Origin of the sequence: Pseudodesulfovibrio piezophilus C1TLV30 (genome assembly GCF_000341895.1) — a bacterium.
GTDB classification, from domain to species: Bacteria; Desulfobacterota; Desulfovibrionia; order Desulfovibrionales; family Desulfovibrionaceae; genus Pseudodesulfovibrio; species Pseudodesulfovibrio piezophilus.
This window is the reverse complement of the sequence record NC_020409.1, coordinates 3,496,271-3,519,044: the sequence shown is the minus strand read 5'-3', so window position 1 is coordinate 3,519,044 and position 22,774 is coordinate 3,496,271. Positions and strand designations below refer to the sequence as shown.

The window sequence follows — 22,774 nt, the reverse complement described above, 5'->3', positions numbered from 1 at the left end:
AACTCAGAGGTTGGACGAAAGGGTGGTACCTTCCGATTCATCCAAACTCCTGCATCAGCGACCAGATCGGGTTTCCCCGCAGTTTTGTTAGACAAGTCGCTTCAGCTCTTCCACTTCCTTTTCCAATTCTTCCACCCGGTCGAGCAGATCCACAACAATGGAACCACTGTCAAAGGACATTTCGAGATCGTTGACCAGGCGCATGAGCTTGTGAATACGATACACATCCCGCAACCGGAACAGATATTCCTCGGCCCTGGTCTTTTTCGGATTGATCCAGCCAAGCTCGATCAATTCAGCCATGTCGCCCGGCTGAATTGAGGTCAACTCCACCAGTTGTGCCCAGGCAACATATTCCGACCTCTCCGGCAGATTGAGGCCGGGCAACTGCATCATCATCTCTCTCAGTCGCTTGTTTGGCATGGCGTTCCCCTAGAACTCTCTCGGCTTGAAGGATGATTTTTCCTGCAACGTCTCCCACAGTTCCCTTTCCTCTGGCGTGAGAAGATCAGGAACCTGAATCATTATCCTGACAAACTGGTCGCCGCGCTTGGCCCCACTTCCCAATCCCCGTCCCTTGATGCGGAGCTTCTTGCCTGAACCGATGCCCGGCGGGATTTTCATCTCGACAGCACCATCCAGAGTCGGGATACGTACCAGAGAACCGAGAGCGGCTTCCCATGGAGCCAGATTCAGATCGAGCACAACATCAGAATCAGAGACCTTGAACATTGTGTGAGGCATGATCTTTATTTTTAGATAAAGGTCACCCTTGGGACCACCGGCCATGCCGGGATTTCCCTGCCCTGCCAAACGAATTTTCTGCCCGTCCTTGATACCGGCAGGGACATTGACTTCCAACGTCTTGGTAGTCATGCGCGGATATCCGTCCGGGCCTGTCACCTGCTCCTGCAAGGTGATGGACTTATTGCCGCCCCGATATGCTTCTTCCAAGGTCAGCTCATACATGGCTTCGGAATCCGCCCCTCTACGCGGACGCTGCTGAAACCCTTCGCCGCCGAATCCTCCTTGGGAAAAGCCACCCCGAAAATTCCCGCCGCCACCTCCGGCTCCGCCGAAAATGGTTTCGAAAAAATCGGAAAACCCACCTTGGGAGAATCCGCCCTGAGAGAACCCACCGCCGCCGTAGTTCATGTTTTCATAACCTGGCGGAGGTTGAAAATTCTGCCCGTGTTCCCAATTAGAGCCGAATTGATCATACAACTTGCGTTTTTTCTCGTCCTTGAGGACTTCATACGCTTCGTTGATCTCCTTGAACTTGGCCTCGGCTTCCGTATTATTGGGATTGAGGTCAGGATGGTACTTCCGGGCCAGCTTCTTGAATGCCTTGGCGATCTCGTCCTTGGGAGCAGACCGGGAGACTCCGAGCAACTTGTAATAGTCTTTGTATTCCATTCTTCAAACGTTCCTTTCGCAAAAGAAAATCAGATATCTATTCCAGACACTAAAGTAATCTGTCAGGGCTTTGTGTCAAGACTGTATTTTCATTTGAGTCAATATTTTTTCCACAGCCTTTTCCACAGAAGTTTTCCAGGCCGCACACACCAAAGAGATGTCCCTTTGTCCTTCAGAACTCTGGCAAGACACAACTGAACAGCCACGTATGACCGAATATGACCTAAGACGCAAACGAATAGGCTCTGAGAGGAGAGTTCGTACACTCAAAAATGAAAGCGGAGAATCTAGGAAGCCGAGGCGAGCGCAGCACTCCGAAGAACACCAGGCCGACACATCCCTTGCCTGAGCGCGTTCACGAGATCAACCCGATCGGAAATGGGGCAGGTAAATCGAGTTGGAAATCGTCCCAACTCGTCAAATCGGTGAGCATCGGAACCTGAGACGTGAGCAAGAGCGAGGTGACATGCCAATTCAAGAGCCTGCGCATCTTCAGCCTCTGTGTTTCTGCCATTGACAACCTCAATGGCAGAGGGGGGATATGACTGGAAAAGCCCGGTGTCCGAGGGACGCCACCCACGAAACGGATGCGCTGCGACGACTGCCCCTCCTGTTTCAATCACGGATGTCAGCAAAGCACGCCCATCCATACCAGGAACAAGAGACTCCACGTCACCATAAACAAGGAAATCTCCCTCGTCAGTAGAATATTCCATCCCCACCAGCACCAGCAAACCATCAGGCTGGAAACCTTCCTGGATTTGTGACAAAACGGCCGTAGTGTCGTGATCGGTAATGCAGACCCCGTCCAGCCCAAGACTTCTGGCTCGGGCCACAATCTCCGACGCGGGCATGACGCTACAGGAAGAGTTATCCGAATGGACATGAATATCTATCAGCATCTTCAAATAATGCCCACGGATGATTTGCATGGCAAAGAGTTTCTGCTAATGAACTTTACAGACTCAATCGACAAAACCAATATGACCAGTACACCCATAAGCCAGTGCGTACCATATGCACTCCCCGGAGAATGACGTGTCCAAAACCTGTGTACTCCTCCTTCTTGATGGCCTCGGCGACCGGGCTCAAGCCCAATTTCAACATCAGACCCCATTGCAATTTGCCGAAACCCCCTGCCTCGACAGGCTGGCTTCACTGTCCAGCACAGGACTCTACCATGCAGGAAAACTGGGGCAACCACTCCCCAGCGAAAATGCCCACTTTGCCATGTTCGGAAGTCCCAAGGAAGAATTCCCCGGCAGAGGACCACTTGAGGCTCTCGGAGCAGAAATAGACCTCGGTGAAAATGATGTCGCCATGCTTGCACATTTTTGCAGCGTCCTCGAGACCCTGGAGAACCAACTGACTCTCAAGTACGATCGTATTTGCGGAACCCCTGAGGAAATTGACTCCCTCTATGATGCGGCCGACCACTTCGAGCAGGATGGCATCTCCATCCGACTTCACAAAACCGGCGGCATGTTCAGCGTCTTGACCATGCACGGCGAGGTCAGTCCATTCATCACCGATTCCAACCCCATGGTCGACGGACGATTTATTTCCGAGATAAGGCCCCTTACCTCTCACGCCGCTGATCCCAAAGCCATAAAAACAGCCAAAGTACTGAGGGAATATCTCCGATGGGCGTATCGAAGACTCTGTAAAGTTGACCAAAATCAACTACGCATCAAGCAGAAACTCCCTCCGATCAACGGTTTGGTCACCCAACGAGCCGGGATATTGCGTGACCGATCCCATATCCGAGATAGGTACGGCCTGTGTGGACTCTCCATGGCAAGTGGATTCATGTACAAAGGCCTTGCGTCGTACCTCGGTATGGACTTCAAGCAGGTTCGAGACACACGAGATCCGGGACGAGATATCGCCGAACGCCTGAAAATAGCGGCCGACAATGTTGATAACTACAACTTCATCCACGTTCACACCAAAGCACCAGACCGGGCAGGACACACCAAAAACCCCAAATCAAAAGTCAAAGTCATCGAAGCGTTGGATCGGGGCATTGCCGAGGGCATTGACGTCCTGCTCAAAAACGAAGAGGTTCTTCTGGTCGTGACAGCTGACCATTCCACACCCAGCTCTGGTGGGCTTGTTCATTCGGGCGAACCGGTCCCGGTCATGTTCCTTGGAGACGGGGTCCGTCGAGATAAAGTTGAAGCTTTCGACGAAATCAGCGTGGCCGGAGGAGCGTTAAGCTGCCTGCGTGGAGATGAAATGATGCATATGATTCTCAACTACCTTGATCTGGCCCGTTTGGGTGGTATTCATGACTCTCCCTATCCACAACAATTCTGGCCCGGCGATTATGATCCCTTCACCGTTGTTCCCGAACCTATTGTGGCCGAATCCGAAACAAACGAAACGGCCTCTCCTGCGAAGGAGGCGTAAATGACGCACGCTCGGGGATTCATCCATGGACGCTTTCAAATCGTCCACAACGACCACCTCAAATATCTGCTGGCCGGGAAAGCCCTCTGTACGCATATGACTGTCGGCGTCACCAATCCAACTCCGGAGCAGACGACTGAAGAGAAGACAGACCCCAGCCGTTCCAATGCGGCCAACAATCCCCTGACTTATGAAGAACGGGAGATCATGCTTCACGCCGTGCTCACGGAAGCCGGGGTTCAGCCTGAAACTTTCAGCATCATCCCTTTTCCCATCTGCAAACCCAACGAACTGCAAGTGGTGGCACCAAAGGATGCGGTGTATTATCTGACCATTTATGATGATTGGGGACGCGAAAAAAAGCTCCGCCTGGATTCTCTGGGACTCACAACTCATGTCATGTGGGAACAGCCACTTGATAAAAAGGGCATCACCGGGACGCAGGTTCGACAGGCAATCATGGCAGGCCGCCCCATGGAGCATCTGGTGCCGCCAGCAACTGCCCAATTGATCAGAAAGTGGGAACTTCAAGGGAGATTCGAGCGATTGTCCGTCACCTCCTCCGGATCATAATCTCTGGTTTCTGGATTATAGCAATATCGGCAATGCCCTGGACGCCGAAAGACCCGAATCAACACAATACCAGCGGCAAAGCCCCCAACATGCGCCCACCACGCGACCTGACTGGCATCCTCTCCCTGCAAGACAACACCAGAAACCAGTTGCGACACAAACCAGACACCGAGAAACAAGGCCGATGGTACCCGTAATATCAGGGGAATAAAAAAAATGGGAATTAAAGTCAGAACCTTACCATGCGGATAAAGCATGACATAGGCCCCCATCACACCGGCCACGGCCCCGGAAGCGCCGACAATAGGGAGAGCCGAGGTCTGCTCGAAAAGCATGTGAACAGCGACCGCAACCATTCCACAAAGCAGGTAAAAGACCACAAACCAACCATGACCGGTGACATCCTCGATATTATCGCCAAAGATCCAAAGCATCCACATATTGAGGATGATATGTAACCATCCGCCATGCAGAAACATGTATGTAAAAAAAGGCCACCCAAGGGTCTTTGGGTACCCGGCCCAAGCAGCCCACTCCGGTTCGAAAAACCGGGCGGGAACAACACCAAAAACATGAAAAAGATGCGCCACCCCTCGAGGGTCCAGGGCTTTACTATATAAAAAGGCAAGGATATTGACCGCGATAATCACTGAGACCGCTATGGGCAGGGTCACTCTCGGCACATTATCCCGAATTGGTATCACATCCAGCCTCCACCATCTTGGAATTCCAATGCCAATTGAGGCCAAAGAGCCTCAAGCCAGCGCCCGAATTCCCGATTGCGTTCTTCCGATAGCTCTACGGCCCACTCCTGCATCCCCGCTGCCTCAACCTGCAATTCATCCAACCCCGCATTGTTTTCAACAATGTAATCACACGCGGCCAGTTTGTCCTTCTCAGCCCACTGCCATGAGTCGAAGGCGGCGAGAGTTTCAACAGAAAGGCCACGTATCCGTCGTAATTCTCCAGTCCGTTTTTCTTGCGGACAATGAACACCGGCCACGGCATCCACATATCCCTTTTCATGCCATCCTCCTTCCAAAAGAAGTGGAATCTCCGCATAGGCCACAGGTTCATCTCGATATTGCTTGAAAAACATTTCACACTCATGCTGAACAATGGGATGAATAGTGTCCATTATTTCACGGCGCACCCCATCTGACTTGAGCATGGCAGCAAACAACGCCGCCTTGTCCACGGAACCATCGGACAACGAATATTCTCCGCCAAAGCGTTGTCGAATCATGGCCGCACCATCCCCCTCAGGGGCATAGAGAGCAGCGACGGATTCATCGGCACTGAAAGTGGGAAGTCCGGCATTACGCAGGAAACGCACGACAGCCGACTTGCCGCTTCCCGGCATCCCAACGACCCCAAGACGCAGACATTCACGTTTGAGAGCACTGAGCAGCATCAGGAAGTCCTGTGGCGGCTTGCGCCATAGTGTCATCACTTCCCCACTTTCCGGGTGCGTAAAAGAAAGATGAAATGCATGCAGCATTTGCCGTGGGGCCATTTCGGCAAGACTGTCGGACCTGCGTTTCCAAACAGCATTTTCCTGCGGTCCATACACAGTATCCCCAAGCAACGGGTGCCCGATATGCGCCATGTGAACACGAATCTGATGTGTCCGCCCCGTATGAATTCGCACGGCGACCAGAGAGGCGAGCCCTCGGGGACCTGCCCAAAGAACCCGATACTCACTTCGAGCTTCTCGCCCCCCCTTCTCGACTACGGCCATTCGTGTCTTCTGTGTCGGATGTCGTCCGATAGAATCTTCAATGGTTCCCTGCGATCGTTCCGGAACCCCATGAACAATTGCGAGATACACTTTGTGCACCCGACGTTCGGCAAAATCAGCGGAAAGCGTCAACCTGTCAGCTTCCGTCCGAACTGCCACAATCAACCCCGAAGTATCCTTGTCCAAGCGATGGACAATACCGGGCCGCAATCCGCTCATCCCGGAATCTTGAGATGAAATATCCGGGTATCGATGCAACAACAGATTCACCAACGTCGGCCCCGGTTCTCCTGGCGCGGGATGTGTCGTCAAACCGGCAATCTTATCCACGACAACCACGTGTGAGTCTTCATAAACGACATCCAAATCGCCGGGTACAGGCTGTGCCGTATCCTCTCCATTCCGACTCTCGCCAGCTCCGATGCTCACGGTCTCATACCCGGAGAGTTTATGCTTCCCCTTGGGCACGACGACCCCATCGACCTGGGCGTGACCTTCCTCTATCCACTGCTTGATCCGACCTCGCGAAATCCCGGCATCCGCCAGCTCTTGAGCCCAAAATTTATCCAAACGAAGCCCACAATCAGTTGCTCCGGTAGTCCGTTCCCAATAATGTGTTATTTTCTCTTTATCCATGAGATGGAGGATATACCGGGAATCATTGGAAAGTAAATTTCTATCTCTCAGAGTATTGCCCCGAATGGGAAAATATACCCTTGACCCGGCACGTTCATCAGACTAGAAAAGGGAAGTTTTGCGCAATCGCAACTTTTTTTTCATCAAATATCACTACAAACCTGTTAAGGAGGGGATAACCTGTGGCTCTGCACTTGGTTGACCACCCACTTATTCGTCACAAAGTCGGCATCTTACGAAAGCACGACATTTCCACCAGCCGTTTCCGCCAGCTGGCTAATGAAATCACCAGGCTTCTGACTTACGAAGCTACAAAAGATTTTGAGACTGAAACCACCACCATTCAAGGCTGGGCGGGAGACGTCGAAGTTGATACCATCAAAGGCAAAAAGGTGACTGTCGTTCCCATCCTGCGTGCGGGACTCGGCATGATGGATGGTGTTTTCGACATGATCCCCGGAGCAAAGGCTTCGGTTGTGGGTTTCTATCGTGATGAAGAAACGCTCAAACCCGTCCAATACTATGTCAAGCTTGCCAGTGCCATGGATGAACGCACTGCGTTGATTCTGGATCCGATGTTGGCCACCGGCGGCACGCTGGAAGCTACAATTGAACTGCTGAAGGAATCCGGCTGCACATCCATTCGCGGATTATTCCTGTGTGCTGCCCCTGAAGGCATTGATCGAATTCTGAAAAAACACCCGGACGTGGATATCTATGTCGCGGCAGTTGATGAGAAGCTGAACGATATCGGCTATATCATACCGGGCCTCGGTGATGCCGGGGATAAAATATTCGGCACCAAGTAGGTACAAGGCACGCTCCACAGCGTGCCTTTTTTTAGGGGATGTTATCAATAAACGACCTGTCCGAATCTGACCCGATGGGGGCATGGGGTTTTCGGCAGGCCAAAACCATGAGGAGGAGTTGGCAAAGATGAGTGACGTTCATTCCACTGAGTACAGCTTTAAACCTAAAGACGCGCTGCTCGGCGCGCAAATGCTTTTCGTCGCCTTTGGCGCACTGGTCCTGGTCCCACTGTTGACAGGACTTGATTCGAATGTGGCCCTTTTCACGGCCGGAGTCGGTACTCTGGTCTTTCAGCTCATCACCCGAGGGAGAGTGCCTGTTTTCCTCGCATCGAGCTTTGCATTCATCGCCCCCATCATCTACGGGGTACAGACTTGGGGTATTCCTTCCACCATGTGCGGCCTGTTCGGCGCAGGCATACTGTATGTGATCATCAGCTGTCTGATTCGTATTTTCGGAGTCGAGATGCTCAAACGCATCCTGCCTCCCATTGTTACCGGCCCGGTGATCATGGTCATCGGCCTCATCCTGGCACCAACCGCTGTCCATATGGCCATGGGACGCACTGGTGACGGATCTGCATGGCTGGTTCCGAACGATACAGCCATGATCATCGCGGGAGTCTCCCTGCTGACCACTATTTTCGCTTCTCTGCTTGGAAGAGGCTGGATCAAGTTAATCCCCATTCTCCTCGGTATCATTGCAGGCTATGTCACCTCACTCATCCTTGACGTTAGCGGCTTTGCAGCATCCGCCCAGGCGACATTCGACCCCGGCCAGCTCCAGAACTGGACAACCCCGACACTGGTCAATTTCGGCAAGATAGCTGAGGCTCCTCTCCTGGCACTCCCCAATTTCGTCTTTCCAACCTGGAATCTCGAAGCCATCCTGTTCATTGTCCCTGTTGCCATCGCCCCCGCCATCGAACACTTCGGTGATATCCTCGCTATCGGTGGTATTTCTGGCAAAGATTATGTCAAAGACCCTGGTGTCCAAAACACCATGCTGGGGGATGGAATCGCTACTTCCCTGGCTGCCATGTTAGGAGGTCCGCCCAATACAACGTATTCCGAAGTCTCGGGCGCTGTGGCACTGACCCGTGCATTCAATCCCGGCATCATGACATGGGCAGCAATTACAGCTGTCATTCTCGCATTCTTCGGCAAATTGGGAGCGATATTGAATACCATCCCAGTCCCCGTCATGGGCGGTATCATGATCCTGCTCTTCGGTGCTATTACGGTTATAGGTATCAACACACTGGTCCGTGCCGGAAATGATCTGATGTTGCCGCGCAACCTTGCGATTGTTTCTATCATTCTGGTATTCGGTATCGGTGGCATGAACTTTGACCTGATCATCGTCAAACTGGGTGGCATCGGACTGTCTGGGATCATCGGTGTTATTCTCAATCTGATACTGCCCTGCAAAGACTGCAATGACGCGCAGCCAGATGATGAATTAGGACTCTAACCATTTTCCATCACAACCATCTGTCAACGCCCTTCTTCCAATGAAGAAGGGCGTTTTCATTGTCCATAATCTGCCTGCTCTTCTTGCTTCTTCTGAACATCCACAACATGGATCACCCGCAACACCTCTGTTATTTGATGCCATATCTTTTATTGGACCAGCAAAGCTGAACCCGCTACCATACGCACCTCTCAATCCCCTAAGAAAACGTGGAGAAATGAATGCGTGAAACCGTGACCGGCCTGGTTCTGACATACAATGGCGAACGACTGCTTGAGAATTGCTTGAAATCACTCGATTTTTGCGACGAAATACTTGTGGTCGACTCTGAGTCAACAGACCGGACACGCCAAATAGCAGAGGAATTTGGCGCACGGATCATCATCAACCCATGGCCCGGCCCGGTCGCCCAATTCGCTCTTGCCTTGTCAGAGATACAGACTGATTGGGTAGTCTCACTTGATCAGGATGAATATCTGACGGATGAACTACGCCACAATATTATTGATAAATTGTCAGAGGACGTTTCCTTGGCCGGGTATTATACTCCCCGAAGCTCATTTTATTTCAATCGATTCATGAAACACTCGGGCTGGTACCCGGATTACCTTTTCCGATTTTTCAGGCATGGAAAGATGCAAGTGACTGCATCCGGTGCACATTATCATTTCACCCCACTTGGAGAAACTGCACAACTACGGGGTGACATCCTGCATTACCCCTACGAATCATTTGAACAACATATGGACAAGATCAACTATTATGCAGAAGAAGGTGCAAAATCGCTTCGAGAAAAAGGGAAAAAAGGAGGGCTGAGCGCTGGAATTCTCCACGCCACCATGAAATTCATCAAGTTGTACTTTCTCAAGGCAGGGTTTCTGGATGGCAAGGCTGGTTTTTATAATGCCATGGCTGGGTATTACTATACATTTCAAAAATACATTCGAGTTGAAGAAACCAACAAATGGGGCACCCCTTGATCTTTTCCCTTTCACAATTTCTTCACCTCACATTGTATGATACAATCACGCTCAACATAACATCCATGAGAACCAGGAGGAATAGATGAATCTCGACCCACAGACCATTCAGACACTGCTTGAAGAAGGTATAAAACTCATTTCCGTGCATGGCGTTCATGTTCTCATCGCCATCCTGATATTCATAGTAGGACGACTTGTGGCAAAAAATGTCGCAAGCTTGGCGCGCCGCCTCTTACTCAAAGCCCGTGTGGATGAGACGCTCATCGGCTTTCTGCGCAATATCGTCTATTATACTCTATTGGCAGCCGTAGTCATAGCCGCCCTGGGGCAGGCCGGTGTCAACGTCACATCATTTCTCGCAGTACTTGGAGCAGCAGGTTTAGCCGTTGGTTTGGCCCTCAAGGATTCTTTGTCCAACTTCGCTGCCGGAGTCATGCTCATCCTGCTCAAATTCTTTCAAAAAGGGGACTATGTCACCGTAGCCGGGACATCCGGCACAGTGAAAGCGATCAATATTTTCAACACCATTCTGACCACTCCAGACAACAAGAATGTCATCGTTCCCAATGGAGCCATCCTCTCTGCGACCATAGTCAATGTCACAGCCAATGAAACTCGACGCGTCGATCTAGTGATGGGCATCGGATATGATGATGATCTTCTCAAGGCCAAGGAACTTCTCAAGAAAATAGTTGCAGAAGACCCTCGAATCCTTTCCGACCCAGCACCCGTTATAGAAGTTTTCGAACTTGCCGATTCCTCGGTCAATTTTGTGGTTCGCCCCTGGTGCAAAACATCAGACTATTGGCCCGTGTATTACGCCATCACTGAAAAGGTCAAAATCATCTTTGATCAGGAAGGAATCAGTATCCCCTACCCTCAACAGGACATTCATTTACACACTGTCGAGAAGTAACACGATGACAACTGCCGGGGGAAGGGAACTTCCCTCGGCACCTTATTTCACTCGAGATTTCCCCTCTCTTTGCTTTCACTCACTTGTCACCAATTCTCTGTTTGCCGGTGACCTAGTCGCCATCAGTTCGTGATGTGAATCTGAAATGATGCCGCATGACACACTTTCATGAAAGCAAAAAAGGCATCGCTTCTGCGCTGCCTCCAGAAAGATGACCCATATGTAACAGTGAACGAACTCTCTCAAGGCCCTCAGGTGAACAGGATCACTGCTGGCTTTGCCGACTCTATTGTCACTATGAACAAAACAGTCTGAAACTCATGGAATGGGCGGCTTCTTCATGAGCCCCGCAGTCACCAGCAGGCCAAAACTCTAGCCCTTGTCTTTCCTCTCCAGACGGGCTCCTCTCTAAAAGTCCCCCCTCTTCCAAAAAAAGAAGAGGGGGGACTTGATACTTATAAATACAGGGAGCTGTTGCCTCCCATGAAAACTGAACTCAGGGGATACTGGCACTCATCAGGCAACCTTCAATGAGCGGTACCTAACAACAGAGCAGAACTCCTTATTGAGCGTCAATCCAGGAATTTGCTTCTTTGAGATCAAGGGTGCCGACATACACGGCACGCCCGGAAATAGCCCCCTCCAATCCCTTGTGAGAGAGTGGATACAAATTCTTGATATCATCGAGTGTGTGGACACCACCAGCAGCTATGACCGGCACTGAAGTTTGACTACACAGTGCTGTCAACCCAGCGACATTGACCCCTGTTTGCATGCCATCGCGGGAAATATCCGTGTAGACGATAAATCGAATCCCATCTGTTTCCAAACGGGGCAGGACATCATCCATGGTTAATCCGGCATCTTCAACCCACCCCTTGCTCTTGAGTTGCCCATCAACGGCGTCTAGGGAAACGCCGATCTTCCCAGGAAGGGCTTGACACAAAGCGGAAAACATATCGGGGTCTTCAAGAGCCATGGTGCCGATGATCAGTCGAGAAACACCGGCCTCAATATATTTCTGGGCAGTCTCAATATCCCTGATACCACCACCGAGTTGTACCGGAATTGTTAGCTCTGTACAGATAGACTTTATAAGGTCGAAATTTTTCGGAATACCGGAAAATGCACCGTCAAGATCGACGACATGGAGAAAACGTGCGCCGAGAGATTCCCATATACGAGCCTGAGCAACAGGGTCTGAACCGAAGACAGTAACCTGGTCTTCCTTGCCTTGTGCAAGACGAACACACTCACCATTCTTGATATCTACAGCCGGAAAAAGAATCATAAACCGAGTTCCATAAGTTTTTCTTCAATACCATCAGATGCCAAGCGTGTCGCGGTAACCCATTTCCCACCACGTTTGGCAAACTTGCGGGCAGTGAACAGATTTTCCAAAAGAGACTCCTGAGTTTCCTCATACCGGGATCGAGTCATCCGTTCATTTTTTACATCAATAAGGTAAAAATCAAGGGCCACTGATGCCGGAGTCTGCACCCCCGCATCGCTCCCCACTCTCTCGCGCCAGTAAGTAATCTGCGGAACCAGCAAATAATCTGCCTGGATGCACTTGCCAACACCAAGCCAATACTTCCAGGCTGAAACCTTAGGCAAACCAGACTCTTCAAAGACGACAACATCTTCACACTGCTTCACGGCAGCTGGAGTAATGTAGTCGAAAACTTGATGACGAGCCAGAGTATCTACCAAGACCGCATCAAGCGTCTCAACCGTCCCGTCAGGTACAGGGTGTCCTTCCTCCGCCAGGTATCCAGCAAGAATCTGCCAGTTATAAACCGGGTTGGAGAATCCGGCCACAGCCAGCTTCCCTTCAGGACGAGGCACTGCTGCAGAACGCATTTTCGGTGCACATCCAGCTATGAGGAGCATACAAAACAGTACAGTAACTACGGGGAAAATCGAGGAAAAACGTTGCATTAGTCAAGACTCCCTTTGGTGCTGGAAACGCCTTTACGACCAATGTGCACTGCTTGGGCAAGGGCTATCCCCAGAGCTTTAAAAACGGCTTCCAGCAGATGATGTCCATTACAACCGTACTCGAATTTGACATGCAAATTCATTCCGGCCTTAAAGGCAAAAGATTTAAGAAATTCGCGCCAGACATCTTTTTCGTCCCCGGCAATGAGAGCGGGCAGTAAAGTATCATCGTACACGATATACGGACGCCCAGAAATATCTATCACTACTTCTGCCAAGGCTTCGTCCATGGGAACCTTGGCTGAGGCTACCCGAACTATTCCTTTTTTGTCTCCCAAGGCTTCAGAAAACGCCTGCCCCAGGCAGAGGCCAATGTCTTCCAAAGAATGATGGGTATCAATTTCAAGATCGCCTTTGCAAGTCAGATCAAGATCAAACCCGGCCCAGAAGGCGCATAAGGTCAACATGTGATCGGCAAAACCAATCCCAGTATCAACATTAACTCTCCCCTCTCCATCAATATTGAGGGAAAGCGAGATGTCTGTTTCATTGGTGGCTCTCTCCACCATGGCTTTGCGCGTGCCCATGGCGCACTCCTTTTTTTCACTGCTCTGTGCGGTTGAGAGCGTAACTGTATAGTAAATAACTGGAAAAGAAAACCGGAGCAGACTGGCTCACGAAGCCCTGCCCGAGAGAATCATGACACTTCTTCACCTTCAGAGGTGGCTTGGGGTGTCGCAGCTTTATCAAGATCAGCCATCCTGGCGGCTTCAGCCTCTGCCTGCTTTTTCAAATGGCGCTTTTCCTTCTTGCCAAAGAAAAAGGCGACCCATATTCCGAGTTCATAAAGCATGATCAGCGGTCCGGCCATCAGACATTGAGTAAATGGATCAGGTGGTGTCAAAATTGCTGCCACGACAAACCCAATTAATATCGCATACTTCCGCTTTTCCCGCAGAGTCTTGGATGAAACCATACCAAGACGAGCCAGGAAAAAGATAAATAAAGGAAGTTCAAAGACAAAACCAAATGCAAAGAGAAGCTTCAGGCAAAAGCTCAGATACTCGTTCAGTTTGGGAGTAAATTGGATGCCATTGGAAGCGAATCCGGCAAAAAATTCAAACCCATAAGGGAAAACAATAAAATACCCAAACAATCCACCAGCAGTAAAAAACAAGGCTGAAATAACAGCCATAGGGATCATCCACTTACGCTCATGAGCGTACAGCCCCGGAGCTATGAATCCCCAGATTTGCGCAAAGACATATGGACTCACCAAAAAGAGACCAGCGACAATGGAAATTTTAATATGAGAGAAAAAAGCTTCTGCTGGGTAGGTATACTGGAAATGCCCTTCCTGGGCGACCTGCATCAGTGCCTTTTGCAGCCCATTGACAAAAATATCAACTTTATCAGCGTGCTGCATCCCTTGAGCAACCATCAAATCCGAAAGGACTTTCCTCAGGTCTTCATAAAAGCCAATGGGCAAAAGCGGGTGCTCGGCCATCTGCTTTTGAAAAACATCAATCATGGGCTGCATGAGAATATCGAAAAGCTTGTCCGCGAAACCGTAACAGGCCACCATTCCGACTGCGACAGCAATAAAAGCCCTGGTCAAACGAAGACGAAGTTCCCCAAGATGATCAAGCAGAGACATATGTCCCTCTTCTTCAACATCATCCTCCTCGGCCTCTTCATCGTGAGGAGTGGTACTCCCCTCAGGGATCTTCCCTGCGTCATCCGAATCCGGTTGGCTCGAAGAAACCGGACCATCGTCATCTCCTCCGCCGTCACCGGAGTCGCTGGCTTCCGCTTCAGGCTGAACAGCCTCACCTTCGTCCATCGTCATACCGGCTTCGTCCAGAGAGGGATCATCGTCGGAAACCTTTTTCACGGTTTCTTGTACATCGACACCCTTCACATCGTCTTTTTCGGAACTCATGTGAATCTAGGCCTTATTTTTCGCGGTCTCTGGAGCGCTCTGTTCCGCAGACTCCGGGGTTGAACCAGCCTCTGGCTCACTGCCGCTTTGCACCTTTTCAAGATCTGCTTTGGCCGATGCTGCTGCAATCTTCGCATTTTCAGCCGCTGCTTCGGCCGCATCTGCTTCCTGATTGGCTTTTTCGGTCCGACGCCGAGCAAGTTCCTCATCCACTTCACGTTTACGCGCTTCGGTTTCAGCCTTGCTGACTTCCTCATCCAAAGTGGACTTCACGTCATTGCCCACTCGCTTGAACTCGGCGACGCCCTTACCAAGAGAGCGCAATAATTCAGGCAATTTCTTGGGACCGATGACAATAAGCGCCACTACACAGATAATCAGTAATTCGGGTCCGCCTACTCCAAACATATGCAATCCTTTCAAAGGCAGTTAAGTGTCCCGGATGCCTCATAGGGAACCTGAACGATGGAAGAGGATCGGAACCGCTTAGTGGAGAGTCCACTCATTAACAAGCCAATGATGGCTCAATATGGAGCGACCGATCACCCTTCCTTCCAGACTCGCGCAGCTTGACACTACCGTATCAAGGCATTCTTGATACGATCGTTCATTGTCTACCGGCAACCGTCTTGCCATAACTGAGAATACCAGCTCCGGCTATTCCCACTCAATGGTGCTCGGCGGCTTGGATGAAATATCCAGAACCACTCTGTTCACACCCTTGACCTCATTAATAATCCGATTTGACATGCGCGCAAGCAGCTCGCTTGGCAAACGGGACCAATCCGCTGTCATGGCATCCAGAGAATCAACTATCCTCAATGCTATAACATTTTCATATGTACGATCATCGCCCATGACACCGACAGTCTTGAGTGGCAACAGCACGGCAAACCCTTGCCATACCTTACGATACCAATCCGATGCAACCATTTCATTCTGCACGATCCTGTCAGCAAGACGCAATATCTCCAAACGTTCCTCTGTCACTTCGCCGATAATGCGAATGGACAGCCCCGGACCGGGGAAAGGTTGACGCCAGATAATATGTTCAGGCAACCCCAATTCATAAGCTGCACGACGAACTTCATCTTTAAACAGCTCCCGCAACGGCTCAACCAACTTCAAATTCATTTTTTCAGGCAATCCCCCCACATTGTGGTGGGATTTAATGACAGCAGAAGGTCCCTTGAAGGATTCAGACTCGATGACATCCGGATACAGGGTTCCCTGCCCAAGGAATTTGACGCCATCAATAGCCTTGGCCTCGCGATCAAAAACCTCGATAAATTTATATCCGATGAGCTTACGCTTCTTTTCCGGGTCTTCAACGCCTTTGAGGTCATCCAGGAATTCCTGGGCCGCATCCACGAATTTGACATTGAGGTCAAAATGTTCGGCAAGGAAACCGACAACTTCTTCCTTCTCTCCCATGCGGAGCAACCCGTTATCAACAAAAATGCAGTGCAGGTTCGGACCGATGGCTCGATGAAGAAGAACAGCGGCTACAGTGGAATCAATACCCCCAGACAAGCCTAAAACGACTTTATCATCACCGACCTGTTTCTTGAGATCTGCGATACAGGTATCCACAAAAGACGCCATAGACCAGGATGCTTCGAGCCCTGCGACTTTGAAAAGAAAATTCTGGATAATGGTCGCACCGTCTGTGGTGTGGGCCACTTCAGGATGAAATTGCAACGCATAGATTTTCTTTGCCACATTTCCCATCGCAGCGAACTCGATGGAATCTGTCTTGCCCATGGGGACAAAGCCTTCAGGCAATCCCTCAACACGATCGCCATGAGACATCCAAACAGTGAGATCATCCTTCTCTTCAATACCATCAAAGAGCGGACAATCGTTTTGTCCCGTGAACTGGGCGCGGCCATATTCACGATCGGTTGATGAGACCACCTTGCCTCCCAGCTTGTGGGCCAGAAGCTGCATTCCATAACAGATGCCGAGCACCGGAATACCCATCTCCATGTATTCCATATTCAGGTCAGGACATCCGCCCTCCAGCACACTGGATGGGCCGCCCGACAAAATCAATGCGGACGGTTTGAATGCCTTGACCCGTTCGGGATCGACGTTGCAGGGATGTATCTCGGAATAAATGCCCGCCTCACGCACTCGACGTGCGATAAGCTGGGTAAACTGACTACCAAAATCTAAAATAAGTACTCTATTTTCGTGCATGACGTTCTCTCTAATTCACAAAGGATAAAATGAAAAGAAATAATAGCCCCACCTGCCTTTGCACCTCATACCATACCCTATTCAGCATCAGTATGAAATACACTTTGACTGATCAATGGCTTTTTGCCTGGAACCAACGAAACAGCTTCGACCTTCCCACCAACAAACTTTTCCCGCAAACTTCCAACACTCACTTTTCGCCACATAAAAATGACTTCAAGAAGCTCTGGGGGAAAACCTCGTCAAAAGTTTTCCCCCAGAACAATTACAATCTCAATCCAATCCGGGACCTAACCATCGCCACGATAATTAGGCGACTCCTTTGTTATGGTCACATCATGGACGTGTGACTCACGAAGTCCAGCCGGGGATATCTGCACCATCTGAGATTTCTCAAAAAGTTCACTCAGTGTGGCAGACCCCGTATAGCCCATGCCTGAACGCAATCCACCGATGAACTGATAAATGGAATCGCCAACCTTACCCCGATATGGGACTCGTCCGACAATACCCTCAGGCACCAATTTTTTGCTTTTTTCCTGGAAGTATCTATCAGAGCTTCCTTTCTTCATGGCATCGATAGATCCCATACCGCGGTACTGCTTATACGTACGACCTTGATACAGAATCGTCTCACCCGGAGATTCGTCAGTGCCAGCCAGAACCGATCCCATCATGCAGGCATTGGCCCCTACAGCAAGGGCTTTGACCACATCCCCGGAATACTTGATGCCACCGTCGGCGATAATGCACCTATCCGCCTCCCGGGCGGCTCTGTTGGCTTCCATGACGGCAGTGATCTGTGGCACGCCGACACCTGCAACCACACGAGTAGTGCAAATGGAGCCAGGTCCGATACCGACCTTGACCGTGTCAACTCCGGCTTCGATGAGCGCCTTGGCTCCTTCGTAAGTCGCGATATTGCCACCTATCAATTGAAGCTCAGGAAACGCGGCGCGTAACTCTCGCGTTGACTTGAGAATATTCTCGGAATGCCCATGAGCGGAATCAAGCACCAGGAAATCCGCTCCGACATGCAGCAAAGCTTCTGAGCGACTCATGCAATCCTTGCCGATTCCAATGGCGGCACCGACCAGCAACCGACCTCTTGAATCCTTCACTGCATCAGGGTATTTCTTATGTTTGTTGATATCCTTGATGGTGATCAAACCTTTAAGTCGATTCTCTTCATCAACCACAAGAAGCTTTTCAATGCGATGTTGATGGAGCTTGCGTTTAGCCTCTTCATTGTCGATGCCTTCAGGAACGGTCACCAAATCACGACTGGTCATCAACTCGGAGACCAGCGCGTTGTCGTCTCTGACAAAACGGATATCCCGGTTCGTGATAATACCGACAAGATGATCTCCCTTGACAACCGGCAGACCGGATATGCGGTATTCTGCCATGATTGCCTTGACCTTACCCAGATCATCGTCCGGGTGGACAGTGATAGGATCGGAAATCATACCGGATTCCGATTTTTTCACCCTGTCAATTTCACGCGCCTGCTCACGAACGGACATGTTTTTATGGATAACACCGGCTCCACCGTGACGGGCCATTGAAATGGCCATGCGGGATTCGGTTACAGTATCCATGGCCGCGGATATGAGCGGGATATTCAGCTTGATCTGCGGCGTCAGGTACGTGGACACATCCACGGCATCGGGCAACACATTGGAATAGCCCGGCAACAACAATACGTCGTCGAAAGTCAGTGCCTTATCAAGTATTTTGCTCATATCTTTTCCTCCAGAGCGTTTAGGTTCTCAATGTATATCCGATTGTCAACAAAGGCACGAGGGTGGAGCGAATAAAAATGACCCGGTGGTTCACTTTATAATAAAAGGTTCATGTATTGCGCTCTGCATCCTTGTCACCCTGTCAGCAATCATTACGAAGAAGGCCGGACGTTTCCGTCCGGCCTTCTTGGTTCCTTTACAGGCCCAGGTAGGCCTTTTTCACCTGCTCATTCGCCATGAGCTTGTCGCAGGTATCGGAGAGCACAATCCTCCCGTTTTCCATGACGTACCCTCGGTGCCCTATTTTGAGCGCGAGGTTCGCGTTCTGTTCCACAAGGAAAATCGTCGTTCCCGCTTCTGCGTTCACCTTTTTGATAATATCAAAAATTTGTTTCACAACCAAAGGAGCCAGCCCCATGGATGGCTCATCCAGAAGCAAAAGTTTCGGTTTTGCCATGAGAGCACGAGCAATAGCGAGCATTTGTTGCTCTCCACCGGACAGATTCCCTCCAGGCTGCTTGCGCCGTTCAGCCAAAATCGGGAATAATTCGAAGGAATAATCCATATCTCGAGCTATTCCCGCCTTGTCTGATCGCATGAACGCGCCCATGTCGAGGTTTTCCTGTACTGTCAATTCAGGAAATATCAACCGCCCTTCCGGGACCTGGCAGATGCCCTGTGCGACAATCTTGTTCGGCGGCATTTTGGTGATCTCTTCATCTTCATAGATCACCGCCCCCGTACGGGCCTGAACCACACCACAAACAGTCATCAATGTAGTGGATTTACCCGCGCCATTCGCTCCGATCAAAGTAATAATTTCACCACGATCTATATGAAGATTCACGTCATACAACGCCTGGATATTCCCGTAGAAGCTGTTGACGTTCTTGAGTTCAAGCATATTAGTCATCGTCGTCTTCCCCAAGATAGGCCTTGATGACGGCCGGGTTTTCGGCAATTTCCTGCGGCGTACCATCCGCTATCATGCGGCCGTAATCCAGCACATATATACGGTCTGACATGGACATGACCATTTTCATATCATGTTCAATGAGCATGATCGAAATATTGAACTGCTCACGAATATCCACAATGAGTCTTTCCAACTCCAGGGTTTCCTGAGGATTCATACCAGCGGCTGGTTCATCGAGAAGCAAAAGAAACGGATCTGTCGCCAAAGCACGAGCAATTTCGAGCCTACGTTGTTTCCCATAGGCAATATTCGAGGCCAACTCGTTGACATACTGCTCAAGTCCGACCAGCTTGAGCAATTCGTAACTCCGCTGGACAACAGCCTGTTCTTCCTTACGTGTTGCTTTATTCCGAGAAACGGCCCCCCATATGGAAGAAGTTGTCCTGCAATGGGTTCCGATCATGACATTTTCCAAAGCCGTCATGGATGGAAACAACCTGATATTCTGGAAAGTACGAGCCATCCCCAGTTCTGTGACGACGTTAGGCTTCTTTCCGTTGATGCGACGGGGTTTACCTGTAATTTTCGGATCAATCAGCACTTCACCACTGGTTGGTGTGTAAATACCGGTAATGCAGTTAAAAAAAGTCGTCTTTCCTGCACCATTGGGACCAATGAGAGCGACAATCTCTTTGTCGCCGACAACAAGATCAACCTCATCGAGGGCACGGATGCCGCCAAAGTCCTTGCTGACACTGTTGACGTTCAAAACTGGATTATTCATTTCCCGTACCCGCAGTGTTGATTGCTTTATATTCATAGATTTTGCGTTTGGCACTGATCAATCCCTGTGGTCTGAAAACCATGACCAAAACCATGATCGCACCAAAGAGCAGCATTCTGAACTCGGCAAAATCACGAAGATATTCGGGTACGAGAATCAGAATGATTGCTCCGGCAACAACGCCTCGGATAGATCCCATCCCACCGATAACCACAATGGAAAGAATAATAGCCGATTCCCAGAAGGTGAATGATGCAGGATTGATGAAAGTCGTTTTAGCCGCAAAAACCACACCGGCCATTCCGGCCCAAGTGGCGCCCAAAGCAAAAGCCATCAACTTGGTCTTGACCTTGTCAATACCCATGGCTTGACAAGCTATCTCATCCTCTCGCAGAGCAAGCCAGGCGCGGCCTATGCGAGAATTCTGCAATCGGTTGACACAAAAAATAGTAAAAATCAGCAAGCCGACCATTATATAGTACATATAAACGGTAGAACCAATAACACCGAGCTTGACGCCAAAAAGTCCGGGACGCGCGATGCTGGAAATACCGGATGGCCCCATAGTCACATCGCCCCAGTTTTCCAGAACGAGCCTGATTATTTCCCCGAACCCCAAAGTGACAATAGCCAGATAATCGCCGCGTAATCGCAAAACGGGAAAACCGAGAATAACACCCAAAAGTGCGCCGAGTACCGCTCCTATGGGAAGCATGTACCAGAATCCAATTCCCCAATGCATATTGCAGAGAGCATATGCATATGCTCCAACTGCGTAGAAAGCGACATATCCGAGATCAAGCAGACCGGCCAACCCGACAACAATATTCAACCCCAGACCAAGGACTATATAGACCAGACATGAAATCATGATGTTGGTCTGATACAAGTCGAAGAATTGAAGTTTCTGTCCAAGAAGATTGAATTTGATTGGAGCAACAGCAGCGAAGACTGCTATGAGAATAAGGATGGAGAATTTGAGGAGTGGCATGGCCTGAAGTCGATTGAGCGCAGACTCCACGCGTGACTCTTTCTGGGAATTATCCTCCTTCAATTCCTTGCGAGCCAACAACCATCGCCAGACGAATGAACCGAAAAAGACGGAAAGCGCCACATATACCATGTTTTCCCAACGCCAGACCACGGTCTTGTCGATGGTATCGACCTTGATGACCATAATCGGAAAGGTCAGAAAAACAAACCAGACAGCTACCAGAAAAGACTTTTTGACCGCTGCGACGTATCCGTCACACCCCGCAGTCAGAAAGAACTCCAGACAGCTCTGCTGATCTCTTGTCTTACATGAGTTATTCACTAGTATATTCCTTGCGGCCAAGTGATCCGAAAGATCTCCCTGGCGTCAATGTTAAACCTTCTGAACCTTTTCCTTACCCATGATCCCTGAGGGACGGAAAATCAAGATGAGGACGAGCAAGCAGAATGCGAACACATCTTCATAGTCTGAAGAGACATACCCTGTGGCAAAAGCCTCTGTCAGACCAAGGACCAAAGCTCCGAGCATGGCGCCGGGAATTGACCCAATCCCACCAAGGACTGCGGCTGTAAAAGCCTTGATACCTGCAATAAATCCGATGAAGTAATTTATTTGCCCAATATGGGAAGCAATCAGGACACCACCGACAGCAGCCAAGCTGGACCCAAGGACAAAAGTTGCAGAAATCACCATGTCGACATTGATGCCGACCAGCAGGGCCATTTTTCTGTTCTGAGCAGTGGCACGCATGGCCTTGCCAAGTTTGGTAAACTTGATGAACAAGGTCAGGCCGATGCAGACAAGCACTGTCGCGGCAACGATGACAAGTTCAGAAGAACTGAGCATGGAGCCTGCTCCCTTCATAAAGTCAAATTCAGGGATAAGCTCCGGGAAAGAAAGGAAATCCGAAGTTTGAGCCAACATGACATAATTCTGCAAAAAAATGGACATACCGATTGCAGAAATAAGTGGAGAAAGGCGAGGTGCGCCCCGAAGGGGTTTGTAAGCCACTTTCTCGATGGTATATCCATAGGCTGCAGCCCATATCACCGCGCACACAAGGGCGATAGCAAGTATCGCAGGTCCTGGAAACCCGAGCATGGTCAGCAATCCCGCAGCGATAAGGCCGGTAAAAGCACCAATCATGTATATTTCACCATGCGCAAAGTTAATCAACTCGATGATGCCGTAAACCATGGTGTAGCCCAAGGCTATGAGCGCGTAGATGCTGCCTCGGGTCAATCCACCAACAAGCAGTTCCAGAAAATATTCCATAGGATTATATTCCCA

At 50.1% G+C, this 22,774-nt stretch carries 22 protein-coding genes; 6 read left to right on the top strand and 16 right to left on the bottom strand.

Translation table 11 applies throughout. The annotated features are described in order from the left end of the window. Positions 1-87: 87 nt before the first annotated feature. From BN4_RS16210 to BN4_RS16200, 3 genes are all read right to left on the bottom strand, one after another. Positions 88-423, bottom strand: a complete 336-nt coding sequence (locus BN4_RS16210; protein WP_015416496.1) for a chaperone modulator CbpM — start codon at positions 421-423, stop codon at positions 88-90. Positions 424-432: 9 nt separating this feature from the next. Continuing rightward, on the bottom strand, positions 433-1,416 hold the full coding sequence (locus BN4_RS16205; RefSeq protein ID WP_015416495.1) for a DnaJ C-terminal domain-containing protein: 984 nt from the start codon (positions 1,414-1,416) through the stop codon (positions 433-435). Positions 1,417-1,703: 287 nt separating this feature from the next. After that, positions 1,704-2,348, bottom strand: a complete 645-nt coding sequence (locus tag BN4_RS16200; RefSeq protein ID WP_015416494.1) for a PHP-associated domain-containing protein — start codon at positions 2,346-2,348, stop codon at positions 1,704-1,706. Between the two features lie 106 nt (positions 2,349-2,454). Here BN4_RS16200 and BN4_RS16195 point away from each other — a divergent pair, with 106 nt between their 5' ends. Both BN4_RS16195 and BN4_RS16190 read left to right on the top strand, forming a co-directional pair. Then, positions 2,455-3,828, top strand: a complete 1,374-nt coding sequence (locus BN4_RS16195) for an alkaline phosphatase family protein (protein ID WP_015416493.1) — start codon at positions 2,455-2,457, stop codon at positions 3,826-3,828. Next, the gene (locus tag BN4_RS16190) at positions 3,829-4,401 is read left to right on the top strand and encodes a nucleotidyl transferase family protein (protein ID WP_015416492.1); all 573 of its coding nucleotides are present in this window, start codon (positions 3,829-3,831) and stop codon (positions 4,399-4,401) included. It abuts the gene before it with no gap. Here BN4_RS16190 and BN4_RS16185 read toward each other — a convergent pair. Both BN4_RS16185 and BN4_RS16180 read right to left on the bottom strand, forming a co-directional pair. Further along, positions 4,356-5,105: a rhomboid family intramembrane serine protease gene (locus tag BN4_RS16185; protein ID WP_015416491.1), complete on the bottom strand. Its 750-nt coding sequence runs from the start codon at positions 5,103-5,105 to the stop codon at positions 4,356-4,358. The two genes, BN4_RS16190 and BN4_RS16185, sit on opposite strands and share 46 nt — an antisense overlap. Beyond that, a complete protein-coding gene (locus BN4_RS16180) occupies positions 5,102-6,778 on the bottom strand; it encodes a dephospho-CoA kinase (RefSeq protein WP_015416490.1) in 1,677 nt (558 codons plus the stop codon). The genes BN4_RS16185 and BN4_RS16180 overlap by 4 nt, the downstream gene beginning before the upstream one ends. Before the next feature lie 182 nt (positions 6,779-6,960). On the opposite strand from BN4_RS16180, the gene upp reads away from it, so the two are divergent. From upp to BN4_RS16160, 4 genes are all read left to right on the top strand, one after another. Next, positions 6,961-7,587, top strand: coding sequence for a uracil phosphoribosyltransferase (gene upp / locus BN4_RS16175; protein WP_015416489.1), 627 nt, complete (start codon positions 6,961-6,963; stop codon positions 7,585-7,587). 127 nt (positions 7,588-7,714) lie between these two features. Next, entirely contained in the window at positions 7,715-9,061 is a 1,347-nt protein-coding gene (locus BN4_RS16170; RefSeq protein ID WP_015416488.1) for a uracil-xanthine permease family protein, read from the top strand. Between the two features lie 221 nt (positions 9,062-9,282). Beyond that, on the top strand, positions 9,283-10,041 hold the full coding sequence (locus tag BN4_RS16165) for a glycosyltransferase family 2 protein (protein WP_015416487.1): 759 nt from the start codon (positions 9,283-9,285) through the stop codon (positions 10,039-10,041). A gap of 85 nt (positions 10,042-10,126) precedes the next feature. Continuing rightward, positions 10,127-10,960, top strand: coding sequence for a mechanosensitive ion channel family protein (locus BN4_RS16160; RefSeq protein ID WP_015416486.1), 834 nt, complete (start codon positions 10,127-10,129; stop codon positions 10,958-10,960). A 562-nt stretch (positions 10,961-11,522) separates the two neighbouring features. On the opposite strand, the gene hisA is transcribed toward BN4_RS16160, so the two are convergent. The 11 genes from hisA to BN4_RS16105 all read right to left on the bottom strand — a co-directional run bounded on the left by hisA (position 11,523) and on the right by BN4_RS16105 (position 22,759). Beyond that, positions 11,523-12,251: a 1-(5-phosphoribosyl)-5-[(5-phosphoribosylamino)methylideneamino]imidazole-4-carboxamide isomerase gene (hisA, locus tag BN4_RS16155; protein WP_015416485.1), complete on the bottom strand. Its 729-nt coding sequence runs from the start codon at positions 12,249-12,251 to the stop codon at positions 11,523-11,525. Further along, a complete protein-coding gene (locus BN4_RS16150; protein ID WP_231856555.1) occupies positions 12,248-12,823 on the bottom strand; it encodes a hypothetical protein in 576 nt (191 codons plus the stop codon). The genes hisA and BN4_RS16150 overlap by 4 nt, the downstream gene beginning before the upstream one ends. A 77-nt stretch (positions 12,824-12,900) precedes the next feature. Beyond that, positions 12,901-13,488 carry an imidazoleglycerol-phosphate dehydratase HisB gene (hisB, locus tag BN4_RS16145; protein ID WP_015416483.1) on the bottom strand — a complete coding sequence of 196 codons (588 nt, stop codon included), beginning with the start codon at positions 13,486-13,488 and terminating at the stop codon, positions 12,901-12,903. Positions 13,489-13,598: 110 nt separating this feature from the next. Further along, positions 13,599-14,843 carry a twin-arginine translocase subunit TatC gene (gene tatC / locus BN4_RS16140; RefSeq protein ID WP_015416482.1) on the bottom strand — a complete coding sequence of 415 codons (1,245 nt, stop codon included), beginning with the start codon at positions 14,841-14,843 and terminating at the stop codon, positions 13,599-13,601. Between the two features lie 6 nt (positions 14,844-14,849). Next, positions 14,850-15,251 (bottom strand): Sec-independent protein translocase protein TatB, encoded by a 402-nt coding sequence (gene tatB, locus BN4_RS16135; protein WP_015416481.1) that lies wholly within the window; start codon positions 15,249-15,251, stop codon positions 14,850-14,852. Positions 15,252-15,500: 249 nt separating this feature from the next. Beyond that, the gene (guaA, locus tag BN4_RS16130) at positions 15,501-17,045 is read right to left on the bottom strand and encodes a glutamine-hydrolyzing GMP synthase (RefSeq protein WP_015416480.1); all 1,545 of its coding nucleotides are present in this window, start codon (positions 17,043-17,045) and stop codon (positions 15,501-15,503) included. Positions 17,046-17,335: 290 nt separating this feature from the next. Then, positions 17,336-18,790: an IMP dehydrogenase gene (gene guaB, locus BN4_RS16125; protein WP_015416479.1), complete on the bottom strand. Its 1,455-nt coding sequence runs from the start codon at positions 18,788-18,790 to the stop codon at positions 17,336-17,338. Positions 18,791-18,986: 196 nt separating this feature from the next. Then, entirely contained in the window at positions 18,987-19,694 is a 708-nt protein-coding gene (locus BN4_RS16120) for an ABC transporter ATP-binding protein (protein WP_041721214.1), read from the bottom strand. A 1-nt stretch (position 19,695) separates the two neighbouring features. Continuing rightward, positions 19,696-20,490 (bottom strand): ABC transporter ATP-binding protein, encoded by a 795-nt coding sequence (locus tag BN4_RS16115; RefSeq protein WP_015416477.1) that lies wholly within the window; start codon positions 20,488-20,490, stop codon positions 19,696-19,698. Next, on the bottom strand, positions 20,483-21,766 hold the full coding sequence (locus BN4_RS16110) for an ABC transporter permease subunit (RefSeq protein ID WP_231856623.1): 1,284 nt from the start codon (positions 21,764-21,766) through the stop codon (positions 20,483-20,485). The genes BN4_RS16115 and BN4_RS16110 overlap by 8 nt, the downstream gene beginning before the upstream one ends. Before the next feature lie 90 nt (positions 21,767-21,856). Further along, entirely contained in the window at positions 21,857-22,759 is a 903-nt protein-coding gene (locus BN4_RS16105; protein ID WP_015416475.1) for a branched-chain amino acid ABC transporter permease, read from the bottom strand. Between the last annotated feature and the right edge of the window lie 15 nt (positions 22,760-22,774).